Annotated in this window: 18 protein-coding genes; 9 read left to right on the forward strand and 9 right to left on the reverse strand. The window is 63.4% G+C overall.

The window, feature by feature from the left end:
* Positions 1-67: 67 nt before the first annotated feature.
* Together FMA36_RS13065 and FMA36_RS13070 are read right to left on the reverse strand one after the other, a co-directional pair.
* Positions 68-913, reverse strand: coding sequence for a prephenate dehydratase (locus tag FMA36_RS13065; protein ID WP_159262782.1), 846 nt, complete (start codon positions 911-913; stop codon positions 68-70).
* On the reverse strand, positions 910-1,653 hold the full coding sequence (locus tag FMA36_RS13070) for a 3-deoxy-manno-octulosonate cytidylyltransferase (protein ID WP_159262783.1): 744 nt from the start codon (positions 1,651-1,653) through the stop codon (positions 910-912). The genes FMA36_RS13065 and FMA36_RS13070 overlap by 4 nt, the downstream gene beginning before the upstream one ends.
* A 137-nt stretch (positions 1,654-1,790) precedes the next feature.
* On the opposite strand from FMA36_RS13070, the gene FMA36_RS13075 reads away from it, so the two are divergent.
* The 3 genes from FMA36_RS13075 to serA all read left to right on the forward strand — a co-directional run bounded on the left by FMA36_RS13075 (position 1,791) and on the right by serA (position 4,471).
* A complete protein-coding gene (locus FMA36_RS13075; RefSeq protein ID WP_159262784.1) occupies positions 1,791-2,297 on the forward strand; it encodes a c-type cytochrome in 507 nt (168 codons plus the stop codon).
* Positions 2,297-3,112 carry an inositol monophosphatase family protein gene (locus FMA36_RS13080; protein WP_159262785.1) on the forward strand — a complete coding sequence of 272 codons (816 nt, stop codon included), beginning with the start codon at positions 2,297-2,299 and terminating at the stop codon, positions 3,110-3,112. The genes FMA36_RS13075 and FMA36_RS13080 overlap by 1 nt, the downstream gene beginning before the upstream one ends.
* Positions 3,113-3,205: 93 nt before the next feature.
* Entirely contained in the window at positions 3,206-4,471 is a 1,266-nt protein-coding gene (gene serA / locus FMA36_RS13085; protein WP_159262786.1) for a phosphoglycerate dehydrogenase, read from the forward strand.
* A 166-nt stretch (positions 4,472-4,637) separates the two neighbouring features.
* Here the strand turns inward: serA and FMA36_RS13090 are convergent, their stop codons facing one another.
* Both FMA36_RS13090 and FMA36_RS13095 read right to left on the reverse strand, forming a co-directional pair.
* Positions 4,638-4,961: a hypothetical protein gene (locus tag FMA36_RS13090; RefSeq protein ID WP_159262787.1), complete on the reverse strand. Its 324-nt coding sequence runs from the start codon at positions 4,959-4,961 to the stop codon at positions 4,638-4,640.
* 90 nt (positions 4,962-5,051) lie between these two features.
* Positions 5,052-5,378, reverse strand: coding sequence for a superinfection immunity protein (locus FMA36_RS13095; protein ID WP_159262788.1), 327 nt, complete (start codon positions 5,376-5,378; stop codon positions 5,052-5,054).
* A 148-nt stretch (positions 5,379-5,526) separates the two neighbouring features.
* On the opposite strand from FMA36_RS13095, the gene FMA36_RS13100 reads away from it, so the two are divergent.
* A complete protein-coding gene (locus FMA36_RS13100) occupies positions 5,527-6,033 on the forward strand; it encodes a hypothetical protein (protein ID WP_078523993.1) in 507 nt (168 codons plus the stop codon).
* A 143-nt stretch (positions 6,034-6,176) separates the two neighbouring features.
* Here FMA36_RS13100 and FMA36_RS13105 read toward each other — a convergent pair whose 3' ends face one another.
* Positions 6,177-7,538 carry an MATE family efflux transporter gene (locus tag FMA36_RS13105; RefSeq protein WP_159262789.1) on the reverse strand — a complete coding sequence of 454 codons (1,362 nt, stop codon included), beginning with the start codon at positions 7,536-7,538 and terminating at the stop codon, positions 6,177-6,179.
* 181 nt (positions 7,539-7,719) lie between these two features.
* On the opposite strand from FMA36_RS13105, the gene FMA36_RS13110 reads away from it, so the two are divergent.
* The gene (locus FMA36_RS13110; RefSeq protein ID WP_159262790.1) at positions 7,720-8,883 is read left to right on the forward strand and encodes a restriction endonuclease subunit S; all 1,164 of its coding nucleotides are present in this window, start codon (positions 7,720-7,722) and stop codon (positions 8,881-8,883) included.
* A 164-nt stretch (positions 8,884-9,047) separates the two neighbouring features.
* Here the strand turns inward: FMA36_RS13110 and FMA36_RS13115 are convergent, their stop codons facing one another.
* Positions 9,048-9,263, reverse strand: coding sequence for a metallophosphoesterase family protein (locus FMA36_RS13115; RefSeq protein ID WP_159262791.1), 216 nt, complete (start codon positions 9,261-9,263; stop codon positions 9,048-9,050).
* Positions 9,264-9,424: 161 nt separating this feature from the next.
* Here FMA36_RS13115 and FMA36_RS13120 point away from each other — a divergent pair, with 161 nt between their 5' ends.
* Both FMA36_RS13120 and FMA36_RS13125 read left to right on the forward strand, forming a co-directional pair.
* Complete coding sequence (locus tag FMA36_RS13120) at positions 9,425-10,474, forward strand: AI-2E family transporter (protein ID WP_159262792.1); 1,050 nt, start codon at positions 9,425-9,427, stop codon at positions 10,472-10,474.
* Positions 10,475-10,481: 7 nt separating this feature from the next.
* On the forward strand, positions 10,482-12,098 hold the full coding sequence (locus tag FMA36_RS13125) for a class I SAM-dependent DNA methyltransferase (protein WP_240906357.1): 1,617 nt from the start codon (positions 10,482-10,484) through the stop codon (positions 12,096-12,098).
* Between the two features lies 1 nt (position 12,099).
* Here the strand turns inward: FMA36_RS13125 and mtnK are convergent, their stop codons facing one another.
* A complete protein-coding gene (mtnK, locus tag FMA36_RS13130; RefSeq protein WP_159262794.1) occupies positions 12,100-13,332 on the reverse strand; it encodes an S-methyl-5-thioribose kinase in 1,233 nt (410 codons plus the stop codon).
* A gap of 165 nt (positions 13,333-13,497) precedes the next feature.
* On the opposite strand from mtnK, the gene bfr reads away from it, so the two are divergent.
* Entirely contained in the window at positions 13,498-13,986 is a 489-nt protein-coding gene (gene bfr, locus FMA36_RS13135; protein ID WP_078523985.1) for a bacterioferritin, read from the forward strand.
* Here bfr and FMA36_RS13140 read toward each other — a convergent pair.
* Both FMA36_RS13140 and FMA36_RS13145 read right to left on the reverse strand, forming a co-directional pair.
* Positions 13,955-14,128, reverse strand: a complete 174-nt coding sequence (locus tag FMA36_RS13140; protein WP_159262795.1) for a hypothetical protein — start codon at positions 14,126-14,128, stop codon at positions 13,955-13,957. The genes bfr and FMA36_RS13140 overlap by 32 nt on opposite strands.
* A 54-nt stretch (positions 14,129-14,182) precedes the next feature.
* On the reverse strand, positions 14,183-14,818 hold the full coding sequence (locus FMA36_RS13145) for a hypothetical protein (protein ID WP_159262796.1): 636 nt from the start codon (positions 14,816-14,818) through the stop codon (positions 14,183-14,185).
* A gap of 148 nt (positions 14,819-14,966) precedes the next feature.
* Here FMA36_RS13145 and FMA36_RS13150 point away from each other — a divergent pair, with 148 nt between their 5' ends.
* Positions 14,967-15,416 (forward strand): Fur family transcriptional regulator, encoded by a 450-nt coding sequence (locus FMA36_RS13150; protein WP_159262797.1) that lies wholly within the window; start codon positions 14,967-14,969, stop codon positions 15,414-15,416.
* The last annotated feature ends 215 nt before the right edge of the window (positions 15,417-15,631 follow it).

The raw sequence follows: 15,631 nt of genomic DNA on the forward strand, positions 1-15,631 counted from the left end.
GGGCAGGCAGGGTATCATACAGGTAATGCGGCATGGGGGGCAAAACATGCCCGCCCTGCCCTGCCCGTCATGCCCCCCGCCGGAAGGGAGATGCGGGATAGACGCCCAGAATTTCCTGGCGTTCCGAAAAGAATGAAAGCTCGCGCAGCGCTTCGGCCAGCGGGGGCGTCTCGGGGTGGCCCTCCACATCCATCAGGAACTGCGTGGCCGAGAACGAACCTTCAAGCATGTAGCTTTCCAGCCGGGTCAGGTTTACGCCCGTCGTGGCCAGCCCGCCGAGTGCTTTGTACAGCGCGCCGGGCTGGTTGTTGACCCTGAACAGCAGCGTGGTCATGAAATCTGGGCCCGGTGGTGGCAGCGTATCGGGCCTGCGCGATGCGATGTAGAAGCGCGTGGTGTTATGGGCGGCGTCCTCCACGTTGCGGCGCAGGATTTCAAGCCCGTTGAGTTCGGCTGCCAGTTCGGAGGCCACGGCCACATCTTCCCTGCGGCCCCATTCGCGCACCATCTCGGCCGCACCGGCGGTATCGAACTCCACAACCGGCTCCAACCCCAGTTCGGTAATCACGCCGCGCACCTGCGCCATGGCGACCGGATGGGTGTGCAGCCGCCTTGCATCACCCAGTTTTGTGCCGGGAATGCCCAGCAGGCAATGCTCCACGCGCTGAAAATGCTCGCCTACAATGAACAGGCCCGCCTGCGGCAGCAGGGCGTGAATGTCGGGCACGCGGCCTGCAAGGCTGTTCTCGCAGGCCAGCATGGCCAGTTCAGCCTGCCCGTCATGCACGGCGGCAATGGTCTGGGCAAAGGTCTGGCACGGCAGCGTGGTCCAGCCCGGCCGGGCGGTGCGGCAGGCCAGGTCGGAATAGGCGCCGGGCCGGCCCTGAAAGGCGATGATGCGTTCTGCGCTCATGCCATGGCTCCCAGAATCTGGCGCGCGCGTTCAAGATCGGCGGGGGTATCAACGCCAAAAGGCGCTGTAGGGATACGGGTGCACCCAATGGTCATGCCAGCCTCAAGTGCGCGGAGCTGTTCAAGCTTTTCGCGTTGTTCCAGCCCGCTTTCTGGCAGACTGACAAAGCGGGCGAGGGCTGCGCGGCGATAGGCGTACAGCCCCACATGGTGCCACAGCGGCCCTGCTCCCCACGGTATGGGCATGCGCGAAAAATACAGCGCGCGCGCCACGGCCTGAGGCGCATCGCTGCCAAAGGCACAGGCCACCTTCACCACCGAGGCGGCTTTCGCCTCTGTCTCATCGCACACGGGTGCCACCAGGGTTGCGATATCCACAGCACTTTCGGCCAGCGGGCGCAGCACGGCGCGCAGGCAGTCGGGGTCGATGCCCGGCAGGTCGCCCTGCAGGTTGACGACGGTGTCATGCACGCCGGTCGGATCGAGGGTGCGCAGCGCCTGCCAGATGCGGTCCGAGCCCGAGGGGAGGTCGGGGTCGGTCAGGATGGCGGTGCCGCCCGCCTGCTCCACCACATCGGCAATCGCGCGCTCGGCGGTGGCAACGGCAACCGGGCCGATGCAGGCAACCTGCGCGCGCTCGAGCACATGCACGATCATGGGACGACCTGCGATATCGGCAAGCGGTTTGCCCGGCAGACGGGTCGAGGCCATCCGGGCCGGAATCAGGACAATAGGGTTCATGGGGTCTGGGTCTGGGCCATCCGTAATCTGTCGCGGCGGCACGGGCCGCCCGCCGCCCGTGCATGCTTCACACAGGGCGCGCGGCAGTCTAGGTAAGGAGCGGTTTACATGCAACCGTGGGAAGGACGCCCGACTTCATGGACAGTACACGCCTTAACCAGATCGGGGTTGCCTGCCTCATTGCCGTGGGGGTGCTTGGCGCAAGCTGGGGTATTGCCCGCACGGCCGTGCCCGAACCCCTGCCCGTGAAGGCTGGCGTGGCCATACCGCACCCGGCAGCCCCCGCGCCGGGCGCCTCCATTGACGATCTCGTAGCCAAGGCCAGCGTGGAAAAGGGTCATGCCCTGGCCGACAGGCAGTGCGCCATGTGCCACAGCATGGCGCCCAATGGCCCCTCCATCATCGGGCCGGGCCTGTTTGGCGTGTTTGGCACGCATGTGGGCGATATTCCCGGCTATGACTTCTCGGACGCGCTCAAGGCGCACAAGGACGAGACCTGGACCAACGCCACCCTTTCCGCCTGGCTCAAGGGCCCTGCCGATTACGCCTCAGGCACCAAGATGTCGTTTCCCGGCATTGCCTCCGAGACCGACCGCGCGGACGTGATCGCCTATCTGCGCTCGCTCAAGCCGGAGACCCCCTGATGAGCGCCCTGCCCGCCGGTTTCCCGCGTGATGCGGTGCTCGAGGCCGCCCTTGCCGCTGCTGATGTGGCCCGCAGCGTGGTGCTGCCTTTCTTCCGCCGTGGGGTCATGGCCCATGACAAGGCCGATGCCAGTCCTGTCACCATTGCCGACCGCACGGCGGAGCGCGCGATTCGGGCGGTATTGTCCGAGCGGCTGCCCGGTTTTGGCCTCATGGGCGAGGAATTCGGCCTTGAAGGGGGCGAGAGCCCGTATCGCTGGGTCATCGACCCGATCGATGGCACCCGCGCCTTCCTGACCGGTCGGCCCACCTTTGGCACGCTCATCGCGCTGCTGCATAATGATGTGCCGCTGCTTGGCATCATCGACCAGCCGGTCACGGGCGAGCGCTGGATTGGCCTGCGGGGCGAGGCCACGCGTTTCATTGCCACCCTGCCTGGCACGCCGCGCACGCGGGCCTGTGCTGACGTGGGGCAGGCTGAACTTTCCTGCACGGCGCCTGAAATTCTTGATGCCCCGCACCGCCCCGGTTTTGATGCGCTGGCGCGGGCCGCAAGGCGCACGAGCTGGGGAGGTGACTGCTATGCCTACGGCCTGCTGGCACTGGGGCAGATCGACATCATTGCCGAATGCACCATGAAGATATGGGACTGGGCCGCACTCGTGCCGGTGGTGGAGGGCGCTGGCGGCTCCATGACCGACTGGGCGGGCAGACCCCTGCGTGCCGATGGCGATGGCACGGTGCTCGCACTGGGTAATGCTGGCCTCCTGCCACATGTAAGCGGCCTGCTTGTGCCGGGGGCGCGTGCAGGCTGACGGTACGAATTCATCTTTCCCCCTAGCGATGGCGCGGCCAATCGGATAGGGACGACCTACCTTCTTGACCGTATCAGAGCGGGAGCACGCGACATGACCAGCCCATCCACCGGCCACCTTTCCCTTCCCAAGGACAAGATCCGCATCCTGCTGCTTGAGGGCATTCATGATAGTGCCGTTAAACTGCTGAAGGAAAACGGATACGAGAACGTCACCCGCCTCAAGACGGCGCTGGAAGGCGAAGCCCTGCAGAAGGCGCTGGAAGGCGTGCATATCGTGGGTATCCGCTCGCGCACGCAGCTCACGCGTGAGGTTATCGAGAAGGCCGACCGCTTGATCGCCATCGGCTGCTTCTGCATCGGCACCAACCAGGTTGACCTCAACGCCGCGCGTGAGGCCGGTATTCCCGTATTCAACGCGCCTTACAGTAACACGCGCTCGGTGGCCGAACTGGTCATGGGCGAGATCGTGATGCTGATGCGCCGCATCTTCCCCAAGTCGGAGGAATGCAATGCGGGTATCTGGAAGAAATCCGCCACCAACAGCTGGGAAGTGCGCGGCAAGACGCTGGGCATCGTAGGCTATGGCTCGATTGGCTCGCAGCTTTCCGTGCTGGCCGAAGCCTTTGGCATGCGCGTGTTCTATTACGACGTGATCGACAAGCTGGTGCACGGCAATGCAACCCCGGTCGATACGCTTGAAACCCTGCTGGCCCAGAGCGACGTGGTCAGCCTGCACGTGCCCCAGACCCCCGAGACCGCGGGCATGATTGGCGAGGCGCAGATCCGCGCGATGAAGAAGGGTTCCTTCCTCATCAACAATGCGCGCGGCAATGTGGTGGACCTCGATGCGCTGGCCGCCGCCCTGAAGGATGGCCACCTGCTGGGTGCTGCCATCGACGTGTTCCCCAAGGAGCCCAAGCAGGCAGGCGAGCCGCTGGAAACCCCGCTGCGTGGGCTGGATAACGTGATCCTGACGCCGCATATAGGTGGTTCCACGGCGGAAGCGCAGGAGCGCATCGGTGTGGAAGTGGCCCGCAAGCTGGTGGACTACTCCGATATTGGCTCCACGCTGGGTGCTGTGAACTTCCCCACCGTACAGCTGCCCGAAAACCCGCACGGCACGCGCTTCATGCATGTGCACCGCAACGTGCCGGGCATCATGCTGCAGATCAACGAGATCTTCTCCAGGGAGTCCTGCAACGTCACCGCGCAGTACCTGCAGACGGCGGGTGAACTGGGCTATGTGGTGGTCGAGGCCGATACCGGCCGTGATGTGGAAAAGGACAACCGCATCCTTGACCGCCTGCGCGAACTCAAGGGCACGCTGCGCGCCCGCCTGCTGTACAAGCAGCAGTAACAGGGCGTTTGAACAGAACGCGTTGACAAGAAATATAAGTTTTTTGGTGCCGCCTTTTTTCAAAAAGGCGGCATTCTTTCAGGATTTTTGAAGAAAGCGCCGTCAGGAGCAGCCTGACGATTGCAGATCAAAGGGAGCACGCCATCTGGCATGTTCCCTTTTTTCATTAGGACCGTACAAGATCAGGGAGCTGGACGAGGCGGCTCTTGGTTTCCGCATCGCCGGGCCTGATTTCAACGCTGCCTTTTGCGCAGAGCGGGTAAGCCTTCACCACAGGCTCGATCAGGCGGAAGAGAAGCTCGGCATCGGGTGCGTACAGAAAGATCTGCGCAGCTTCGGGGCCGAATTCATGGCCGTCGAGCACGCCTGCATCGCCCATCACGTCCTCTATTTCATCTTCAAGGGTGCAGAGATCATATTCTTCATAGACCTCTGGCGGCAGGTCCTTGTTGTTGAGTGTAATGATGACGGCCTGCGTGTTGGAAGACATCGTATTATCCTGCCATGTGTTCAGATGAATATATACAGTATAGAACAATATAGCGGCGGACAAGGATGCTCCCCCCTTCCCTGAGCGATCCTATGGCACGGTCAGGAACGTGGCCGGTTCGCTCCGGCGCAGGCGCGCATGGCGGCTGGCATCGGTCTCGAGCAGGCAGGCCATGAGCAGCGCGATCACCCACCCTACCCCCGTCATGCCCAGGGTGCAGTTCACCACTGCCACGACCGCCGCATTATGTACCTTGCGGCGGCACGCAATGAAGGTTGGCAGCAGGAACAGCACCATGCTGCAGGCCAGTACCAGCACGGCGCCGACAAGCAGGGTCGTGCCGATTTCCAGCCCGGTGCCCTGTATGGACTGCCAGCCACGGTAGACCTCATAGGTGGAGGGGACATGGATATTCATCACGCTTCATGCTAACCCTAAAGGCAGGCGTGCTGCCATATTGCATGGTACGTTGGGAACTGGCATGCAGCCCTTGCATGCTGGATGGCTTTGTATTTGTCAGGGTTTGCTACAGTGCACGGTTATGTGGACCCGCAGGGGGTAACCTGTGATCTGGGGTGATTTCCAAGCGGTGATCCAGCTATCAGCTGGGCTGAACGTGGCCATTCTCAGCTTTGTCGATATCAGCCTGCCCGCCATAAAGGAACGCAGGCGCGTTTTTGCCAAGGCCCGGCAGGAACTCGAACTGCACCGCAGCGGCACTGATCACCAGCATCCCGATGATGCCGAGGATTATGCCGCCGCCGTTCAGGAAATGGACCGCAAGCTTTTCATGTTATGGCAGGAATCCTCCACCTTCATCCGCGAGGAGGAATCCCTCATCCGCTCCACCGGCGTGCTCGGCGTGTTCGGTGCCGTGCTGAGTCTGGGGCTGCTGTGGTATTCAGCGGTGCATTATAGCGGGGTGATCTCGCTCATGGGGCGGGTGCTGATCATCCTGTCCTTCTGTTCGCTGCTTGGCGCGTTCCTGATCAATTTCATGACCGCGTCGCAGGCAGGCGTGTTTACCAAGAAATGCAATTCCATACGTGAGGAAATGCATAAGCGCCTGTAAGAGACTGTTTGAAAAAAGCGCTTTGGAATTAAAAGAAGGTTTGGTGAAGCTTTTTTCAGAAAGCTTCAAGGAGCGCCGCCGTTCTGAAAAAAAAGGCGGCGCCCAAAAACTTTCAGGGACTGGCAGGGCTGGCGGCGCGCTCCCTATCCTTTTCGCTCCGTCCGTTTCATCCGCCACAGGATGCGCGTGCCATGCAGCACGAATACCGTCACCAGCCCGATGCCTATGCCATACCACAGGCCCTGTACGCCCATGCCCTGGTCAAAGGCAAGGAATATGCCGGCGGGAAAGCCGAGCCCCCAGTAGCCGATAATGGCCAGCACCATGGGGATGGTGGTATCACCCTGCCCACGCAGGATGCCCGTGGCGATGGCCTGCAGGGCGTCTGGCACCTGAAAGGCCGCGCCGATCAGCAGCAGCGTGAGCGCCAGTTGCACCGCCTGCGTGTTGTCGGGCAGGGCCGCATCAAGATAGAAGCCAATGATGGTCTGCCGCCCCAACGCCAGGATGAGCGTGGTCACGCAGGCCACCCCCATGCCCAGCACCATGCCCGCACCGGCGGCACGGCGGACCATGGCCGGGTCGTTGCGCCCCGTCCAGTAGCCTACGCGTATGTTGCTCGCCTGCGCCATGGCCAGATACAGCACGAAGCACTGCATGCCGATGCCCAGCATGATCTGGAATGCCGCAAGCCCTGCATTGCCCAGTTTGGCGGCCTCGAAACTGTTGGCCTGAAACAGCGTGACCTCCGCCATCGCGGCTGCCAGCATGGGCAGGCCGGTGCGCAGCAGTGCCCCCGTATGCCCCCAGTCATGCGCGCGCGGGCGCAGCGCCGTGCGTAGTTCGGGCCTGCGTGCCATGAAGGCCAGCAGAATGACGGGCATGCACCACAGGGTAATGACAGTTGCCACCGCCGAGCCGTGCAGCCCCAGCGCGGGCAGGCCAAACCAGCCATGGATGAGCGTTGCGTTCAGCACCCCGTTCACGACCGTAATGCACGGCATCACCCGCATGAGGATGCCCTGCGCCCCCATGACCGGCAGCGCCGTGGTCAGCACGCCCTGACCCAGCAGCGCAGGCGGCACCGCCCACATCAGGATATGCACGAAACCGGTCACTGGCGCGCGGATGGCCTCGGGCTCGTGCAGCCATGCCAGAAGCCGGTCGATATGGTATAGGCAGAACAGTTCCGGCCCGCACAGCATGATGGCAACCACGAGCATGGAGGTGATTATGGTGCCAAGGCTTGCGTGGTCCTGCCGCCCGCGCGCCTGCGAGAGCAGGATGCCGCCTGCCTCGATCATGGCGGCAAGGATGGCGTTGAGCGTGAAGAACGTGCCCGTGGCCAGCCCGCCAATGGCAAGCGCTGCGGCGCCAAGGCTGCCGAGCAGTACGTCATCGGTCAGCCCCATCAGCATCTGGGTGAACTGTGACAGGCCCATCGGTCCGGCAATGGCAAGGATGGAACGGAATTCCGCCCCGAAGGATGTGGTTGGACGCGTCATGAACCCCCTGCTTCACCCATGACCCCGCCGGATCATGATCGTGTGCGGCACGCGGTATGGTGCTTGGGGTGGGGTTTATACGACCCGATAGCGCACGGCCAGCAGCCATGCGGCGCAAATGCCTGTCATGATGTATTTTTTTATGTGGCAGCCCGGCCGGAGCCAACAGTAAGGAGGAGGCATGAAATGCGATGACAGCCTGCCCCCGTCATGGCCCGTGGTGCCGCTTGGCGCTCTGGTTGAATGCCTTGATGCAGGCCGTGTGCCCCTTAACCACGCGCAGAGGGCGCTCCGTCCGGGGCGGGTGCCCTACCATGGGGCCAGTGGCGTGACCGGGCATGTCGATCAGGCACTGTTTGATGGCGCGCTCGTGCTGCTTGGTGAGGACGGCGCGCCTTTTTCCGATCCCACGCGTGATGTCGCGTTCTTTCATGAAGGGCCGTTATGGGCAGGCAACCATGTGCATGTACTGCGCCCGCGCGCAGGCGTGGATGGCCGCTTTTTGGCGCATGCCCTCAATACCCTCTCATACGGTCCGTATGTGGAAGGCGCCACCCGCGCCAAGCTGACGCGTGCACGCATGAACAGCCTGCCCGTTCCGTGCCCTTCCCTTGCCTGCCAGCGCCTTGTAGCCAACCGGCTGGAAGAGCGCCTGCAACGCATTGACGCGCAGTTGCGCCTGCTGGACGGGCTTGACGCGTTGGCACGCGAGCAGGTTCAGGCCGCCATCGCGCAGGCCATGGGGGCAGCATACGGCACGCGGCGGCTGCTGGGACACGTGTTTGACATTACCGGCGGTGGCACACCTGCCACGACCCGGCCCGCCTACTGGGGCGATGATGTAACGTGGCTGACGCCAGCGGATCTGCCGCCTGGCCGACCGGGCTGGATTGCGCGCGGGCAGCGTGGCCTCTCGGCTGCGGGGCTGGCGGCGTGCCGGGCCACCATGGTGCCAGCGGGCGCACTTGTGGTTTCAACCCGCGCCCCTGTGGGCCGTGTGGGGCTGGGGTGCGGTCCGCTTGCGGTCAGCCAGGGGTGCAAGGCGCTGGTGCCGCGCGACGAGATGGACCTGCGCTACGCGGCGCTGGCATTATGGGCGGCAGGGCCGGAACTGCGCCGCCGCGCGGGGGGCAGCGTGTTCCCCGAGGTGGATACGCTTACGCTGGCCTCGCTGGAACTCACCCTGCCGCCGCTGGCCTGCCAGCGCAGGGTGGCGCAGGCGGTCTGGGCACGCCTGGAGCAGGTTACGGCACAGGCTGAGGAACAGCAGCGCATGAGGCGCCTGCTGCGCGAATACCGCATTGCCGCACGGCGGGCAGCGATGGGTACCGGGCCTTATTCATGATGGGCAGGCTGCGTCCGGCGGGGCGTGCGGGCAGCGTCAGTCCACTGATGGTTTCCACAATGTCATTGAACGCCACGGGCCGGTAACCCCAAACGTCCACCCCCACGTCACCAGAAGCCGTTCCATTGCGCGATGGGATAATAAAACAGCACCACCTGCGGCCATCAAGCCTGAGTTCGGCATAGGCCTGCGATCAGACCCAGCCCGGCCCGCATCTTATGGCCCAGCCGGGGCTGGATCGTTTCGGCCCGCTGGGTGCCGTGCACCACGCGGCCCAGATGCCACACATCATCATCGGGGCCGACGGTGGCGTTCGAGTTGCTGACCAGTATTGCATCCATCTTCGCCACCGTTGCAAAGGGGCGCGGGGCATGTTGCATCCGGGCCGGGAAATTGGCGGGTAATAGGCCGGCTTGCGCCTGCAGGGGCAAGATGGATGATGTCTTTTTATAAACCGGGCCTTTACCCTGTGCTGCCATGACCACAGGCGTGGCGTTATATTACAGCCTTTCATGAACCCTAGCAGGATAGAACACACCATATGGAAGAAAACCGGAACCGGACCCAGTATATCGGAACCTTCATATTCGTATGTGCGGTCCTGCTGTTTTCTGCATGGATCGAACAGTCATTTCTGTTTGCCTTCGTGTGGGGAGGGATTCTCACCATCACCACCTTTCCGCTCTATACCCGGCTGGTCGGGCGCGGCATGGGCCGTGGGATGGCAGCAGGGCTGATCGCAGCAGGCATCTTCGCGCTGCTGGCCGTGCCCATGATCGCCATGGCCGTACGGGCAGGGCTGGAAATTCCCTCGCTCATGGCGTGGGGGCGTGCCGCGTTGCATGATGGCATTCCCGTCTCGCCGCAGATTAATGAAATTCCGCGCATTGGCCCGAGGCTGGCCGGGTTGTGGCAGCGCTACCTGTCCGACCCCGATGAACTGCGGCACTGGACCGGCGTTGCATCGCGCATGGTGGCCACTGGCGATGGCCGTGAACTGCCGCACCGCCTCATGGAAATGACCGAGACCTTCGTCATCGCCACGCTGTCAGTCTATTTCTATCTCCATGCCTCGCAAACGCTCATTGCCGATATCCGCGCGGTCGGGCAGCATTTTCTGGGTGGGCGCGCGCGTGATGTGATCCGCAACACCGTGGGCGCCGTGCGCGGCACGGTGGCGGGGCTTGTGCTGGTGGGGCTGGGCCAGGGCGTGCTGGTCGGCATTGGCTACTTCATTGCAGGCACCCCGCACCCTGCCCTGCTCACGCTGGTGACGGCGGTGGTCAGTGTCATTCCGTTCTGTGGTCCGATCCTGCTTTGCGTGACCACGCTCATGACCTTTGCTGCCAATGGCGTCATGCAGGCGGTGATCGTGGGCGTGATCGGCACCATTGCCTATGGCGCAGGCGACCACTTTGTGCGGCCCAAGCTGATCAGTGGCAGCACCAGCATTCCCTTCCTTGCGGTGCTCACGGCCATTCTGGGTGGCCTGCATGTGTTTGGCCTGCTCGGGCTGTTCATCGGGCCTGCGGTCATTGCCGTTGCCCTGTCGCTGTGGCGCACGGCGGCAGCGGAAGAACGCGCCCGTTAACCGGCCCGTGACCGCACCCCTGCTGTCAGCCTCGGCCATATGGCGCATTGCGGGCCAATTGCGTCGCGTATTGCAACCGGTTGAATACGGGCCGGCCATACTGGCCTTTACCGTGTTGCGGCGGCTTGAGCAGGCGCGGCCCTCCACAGGTAGGGGGCTTGCAGCCATTGCCTGTGCGGATGATCCGCTCAGGGCTCTGTCCGGGCTGATCGCGCGCCTGCCCGCTGCCCTGCGCGACATCATGGCGCAGCTTGAGGTTGACCGGCTGGCGCGGCGGCTGGCGGCGGTTGACACGCTGGGCCTGCTGGCCGCGCATTTCGCCGCTCTTGACCTCTCACCCACCCTGTATGGCAGCGAAGCCATGGCGCAGCTGTTCGAGGAACTGGTCAGCCATTTCACCACCACGCAGGGGACCGGCACGCATTATACGCCGCCGGAGGTCGCAGACCTTATGGTCGATCTTGTCTGTGCCGCCGATACCCCCGGCACCCGTCTTGCGCTCTATGATCCCGCCGCCGGAACCGGTGCCCTGCTCGGCCGTGCGGCTGACCGTCTGCACGCGCGTGTGGTCACGGCGGATCTGTATGGGCAGGAACTCAACGCGCAGTCCTGCGCCCTGGCGCGTGCCGACCTGCTGCTGCGTGGGCTCAAACCCCGGCAGATGGTGCAGGGCGATACGCTGCTGGCCGATGGCCATGCCCGGCAGCGTTTTGGCCGCATGCTGGCCAACCCGCCCTTCGGGCTGGACTGGCGTGCCATCAGTGCGTCGATACAGGCGGAACACGCGCTGGGTGCGCAGGGGCGCTTCGGGCCCGGCCTGCCGCGCGTGTCGGATGGATCGATGCTGTTCATGCTGCACCTGCTGGCCAAGATGCGCGCCCCCCGTCATGGGGGCAGCCGGATTGGCGTGGTGACCCATGCAGCCGCCCTGAACGGTGGCGGGGTAGAGAGCGGTGAGTCCGCCATTCGCCGCTACCTTGTGGAGCATGACCTGATTGATACGGTTATTGCCCTGCCGCAGGATATGTTCATCAACACCGGCATTGGCACCTATGTGTGGGTGCTTGATAACAGCAAGCCCGCTGCCCGTCGCGGCCTGGTCAGTCTGGTTAATGCGGCAGCGCTGTGGCGGCGGTGCAGCCGCAGCCATGGCGAGAAACGGCGCGAGATGACGCAGGCCCACGTGGCTGCGGTTGTGCAGGCCGCGCTTGATGGCGCGGAACTGGATCTGGACGTGCAGGATGGGCCGGATGGCGCGCCTGCTTCGTGGCGCCTCGTGCCGCCTGCCGTGGCGGTGCCGCAGGGGCGACGCACCGGTTTTGCACGCCAGGTACCGGCTCGGGCGTTTTTATATCGCAGCCTGAGCGTGACCTGTGCGGATCATGCGGGCGCACCCACACGCACGGTGTTCACCACCAGCATGGAAACCGACCCGCAGGAGTGGTTTGACCGCCTGATCGCTCCCCATGACCCCACTGCCCGGCTGGACAGGGCGCGGGCGGGCATTGGCTGCGCCATTTCATTTGCCCGGTATTTCGATACATCCGCGCCCTGTCGCCCCCTGCCTGAAATCGAGGCCGATCTGCGACAGTCCATGGCCCGTCTGGCAGCTCTCATGCCCTGATTTATATGCCCTTCCTCTCATTCTCGCCCAGGCAGGACAGGAAATCCGCCATCGTGCGCATATCCGCCAGGTGGTCGAGCACGTAATAGGCGAAGGCCAGCGCGCCTGCGCGGCAGGTGGCGCGCAGGCGTGGGTCGGTAATGGTGTCGAAATCCGCTGTATGGGCATAGCCGATGAGGCGGCGGATGATCTCGATGGCGGCAAAGCCGATGGTATCGCCCATCACCTCATCCATGAAAGCCTGCTGCGCCACATGCGCCGCAGGGCCATAGGCCAGCGGGCGCAGGGTGCCGGGCGGCGGGGCGTCATCGGCGTTCCACAGCGCGATGAACTGCTCATGAAAGCTGCGCCAGAAGCTGTCGATATCGCGCAGCACCGCCTGCCGGGCCGCAAGGTCGGGTGTTGCGAAAAAATGCAGCACGAGGTTGCCCACGAACATGCCACAGTCAAACCCGATGGGCCCATAAAGTGCGAACTCGCCATCGATCACGCGCGTATCATCCGCCGTGCTCATGATCGAGCCGGTATGCAGGTCGCCATGCAGCAGCGCCTGTGGTTGCGACAGGAAGCGCCGCCGCAGGTTTTCTACCGCCAGGAGCGCTGCGGCGCTGGTGCGGATGTCCTGCACGATGGGGCTCAGGGCGGGGTCATGCCAGTGGTTGCGCGGGTGGTCGCGGTACGGGTCGTCAAACACCAGATCAAGCGTGATGCGGGTCAGGGCCTGATTGGCGGCAAAGAGGCGGCGGGCATCAAACACATCCTCGAACGGGCGTGCGAGCAGCGAGGTGCCAAAACAGGCCCGGGCCACGAACATGCCAATCCGGGGTGCGACCTCCGGCCAGTCCGCGCCTTCCATCAGCGCCGTGCGCAGCACGGTGTGGCCGGACAGGCTTTCGACCACCAGCACATAGAGCACCGGGTCAAAATGCAGGTATTCGGTGGTCAGCCTGCCTACCAGCGGGCCGACGGCGGAAAGCCATGCGGCCTCGAAATACGTGCGGTCGAGCGGCATCTTCCAGCTCGGATCCACGCGCACATGGGGCAGTGACTGCTTGAGGCATACCTCCCCTGCAGGCCCGGTGATGAGAAATACGTTGTTGAGGTTGCCATCACTGACCTCACGCACCTGCCACTGTTCGGGCGGTCCGCCGAGGCGGGTGGCAATGGCGGACAGACCGGCGAGGAACGCGCGGATGCCGCCTGCATCAAGTGTGCGGTAGCTGGTCTGGTCCATACTGGCTTACCCCCTGCCCTGCCTGGTGATCGTGCCCAGGCATGTGGCCCGGCCGCAGGGTCGCGCGCAGGGCATGGTTATGCAACGCTTTTTTGTAATTGCGTTGCCGCCTGCCACGCAGTAACCCGTGAGGGGTATAATAATTTGCAGAACAGGAACACGGACATGCCCATCAAGGACCCCAAGGTTATCGAGCACCTGAACACGCAGCTGACCAACGAGCTGACGGCGATCAACCAGTATTACCTGCATGCCCGCACGCTGCGCCACTGGGGCGTGACCCTGCTGGGCAAGAAGGAATACGAGGAATCCATTGAGGAGATGAAGCACGCCGACTGGCTGATCGAGCGTATCCTCTACCTTGGTGGCCTGCCCAACGTGCAGCGCTACAACACCATTCTTGTTGGCCAGGATGTTGAGGAAATTCTCAAATGCGACCTGAAGCTGGAAGAAAAGGCGATCGGCGATCTGCGTGAAGGCATCGCCTATTGCGAGAGCGTGCGTGACTACGTATCGCGCGACCTGCTGCTGCGCATTCTGGTGAATGAGGAAGAGCACGAGGACTTCCTCGACCGTCAGTTCGACCTCATCAAGCAGCTGGGCCTGCCGCAGTACATCAAGCTCAACTCCGCCCCTGCCCCCGATCAGGAGTAATCCCGCCCCCCTGCGGGTCCACCGGCCGGTCATGACCGGTGGCGGGCGGCGCGCCTTCCTGCCAGGCAAGGATGTCGAGCAGGTCGAGGAAGGCATTTTCCATGAACCGGCGTGCCCGCCGGATCGATACAATGGGTGGCATTCCTGTCATCCCGCCATGCTGGGGCCGCACGATCGTGTGGCCCCTTTGGTGTTTTTACAGGCCCCCCGTCTGCACGCTCGCAGCAGGGCCGGGCCACATGATCTGCGCGCGGCCCATGTCACCGTGGTGCCAGCGCATGGCAGCAAGGCAACCCGCGCCCACGGGCTGGGCCTGCTGCGCATGGGGCTCGGGTGCGGGGCGCGCCGTAGCGGCCCTTATCTGGCGCGGCTCTGCTACGGGCACCCGGCTGGAGGCCGCGAGCATGTTGCCCCGCCGCGGCAGCCAGTACCCTGCCCCCGCAAGGCACGCGCCGAGTTGCGTAATGGCGGCGGCAAAGGGCGAAAGCACATGATGGTGAACGAAGATGGGCCGCAGCATGCGCCTCACCTCGCCCTCGCGCCCTTCCTGTGCTGCGGTGGCAGCGAGCAGAAAGCGGTTTTCAGTGCCGGTCAGGTGCGTGGCCGAGCAGATCGCCACATCCACTGGGGCGCGCTGGTAGGCCCGCAGGCGGTTCATGGCCATGTGGAACGCCTCGATGACAGCAGCAAAATCAGCCCGGAAGCACGGCAGCGCCAGCCCCGGCGTGCCGCGCGAGCCGTCACCCTGCCCGCTCAGGCGGCGCACGCACCAGACCAGCAGGCGTTCGCTGGATGAAAGATCATTCATGAAAACTGTGGTGTTGGTCATCATCCGCTCGGGCCATGGCGTGACCCGCTCCCTGAATGTGTTGGTGAGACCTTATTAATGAGAAAGATTATCATTTGCAATTAAAATCGACAGCCTGAACCGCGTATCCCTACTGGACCGAGCCGGTCTGTATGCATTATGCTATGAGGCGATGAAAGAGCCGACTTTTCCCGATTCTCCCCTGGCCGATCTGTGCCGTGAACGCGGCCTGAAACTGACAGGCCAGCGCAGGACGATTGCCTTTGTCCTGTCGGACAGTGACGACCACCCGGATGTGGAGGAGCTGTACCGCCGCGCGGTGGAAGTCGATCCACGCATTTCCATCGCCACGGTGTACCGTACGGTGCGTCTGTTCGAGGAAAATGGCATTCTCCAGCGCCGTGATTTTGGTGGCGGTCGGGCGCGTTATGAAGTGGCCGATGGCGATCATGGCGATCATTACCACCTGATCGATGCCGATAGCGGCAAGGTGATCGAATTCGAAAACCCCGAACTCGATGCCCTGCTTGAAAATATCGTGCGCGAGATGGGGTATGACCTTGTCACCACCCGCCTCTCCGTTGTGGGCCGCAGGAAGGCGAAGCCGCGCGGTAATACCTGAAGGCGGTTTTTCGTCCTTCTCTCTGGTGGCATGACTGTCTGCAAAGAATCGAAGCCGCGCATTTGGTGCCGCCGTGGCTTATGTCTGCCTGCCATGTGGCTGAGACGTTTTTATAAAAGCTTCAAAACATATCGATTTTATCAGCGAGATGTTTTCAGACACTCTTTGATTCCGGTCCGCTATTGCAAATCGACATGGCTGAAATGGGCGCCACG

This window comes from Komagataeibacter xylinus, assembly GCF_009834365.1.
In the GTDB taxonomy this organism is placed as follows: Bacteria; Pseudomonadota; Alphaproteobacteria; order Acetobacterales; family Acetobacteraceae; genus Komagataeibacter; species Komagataeibacter xylinus_D.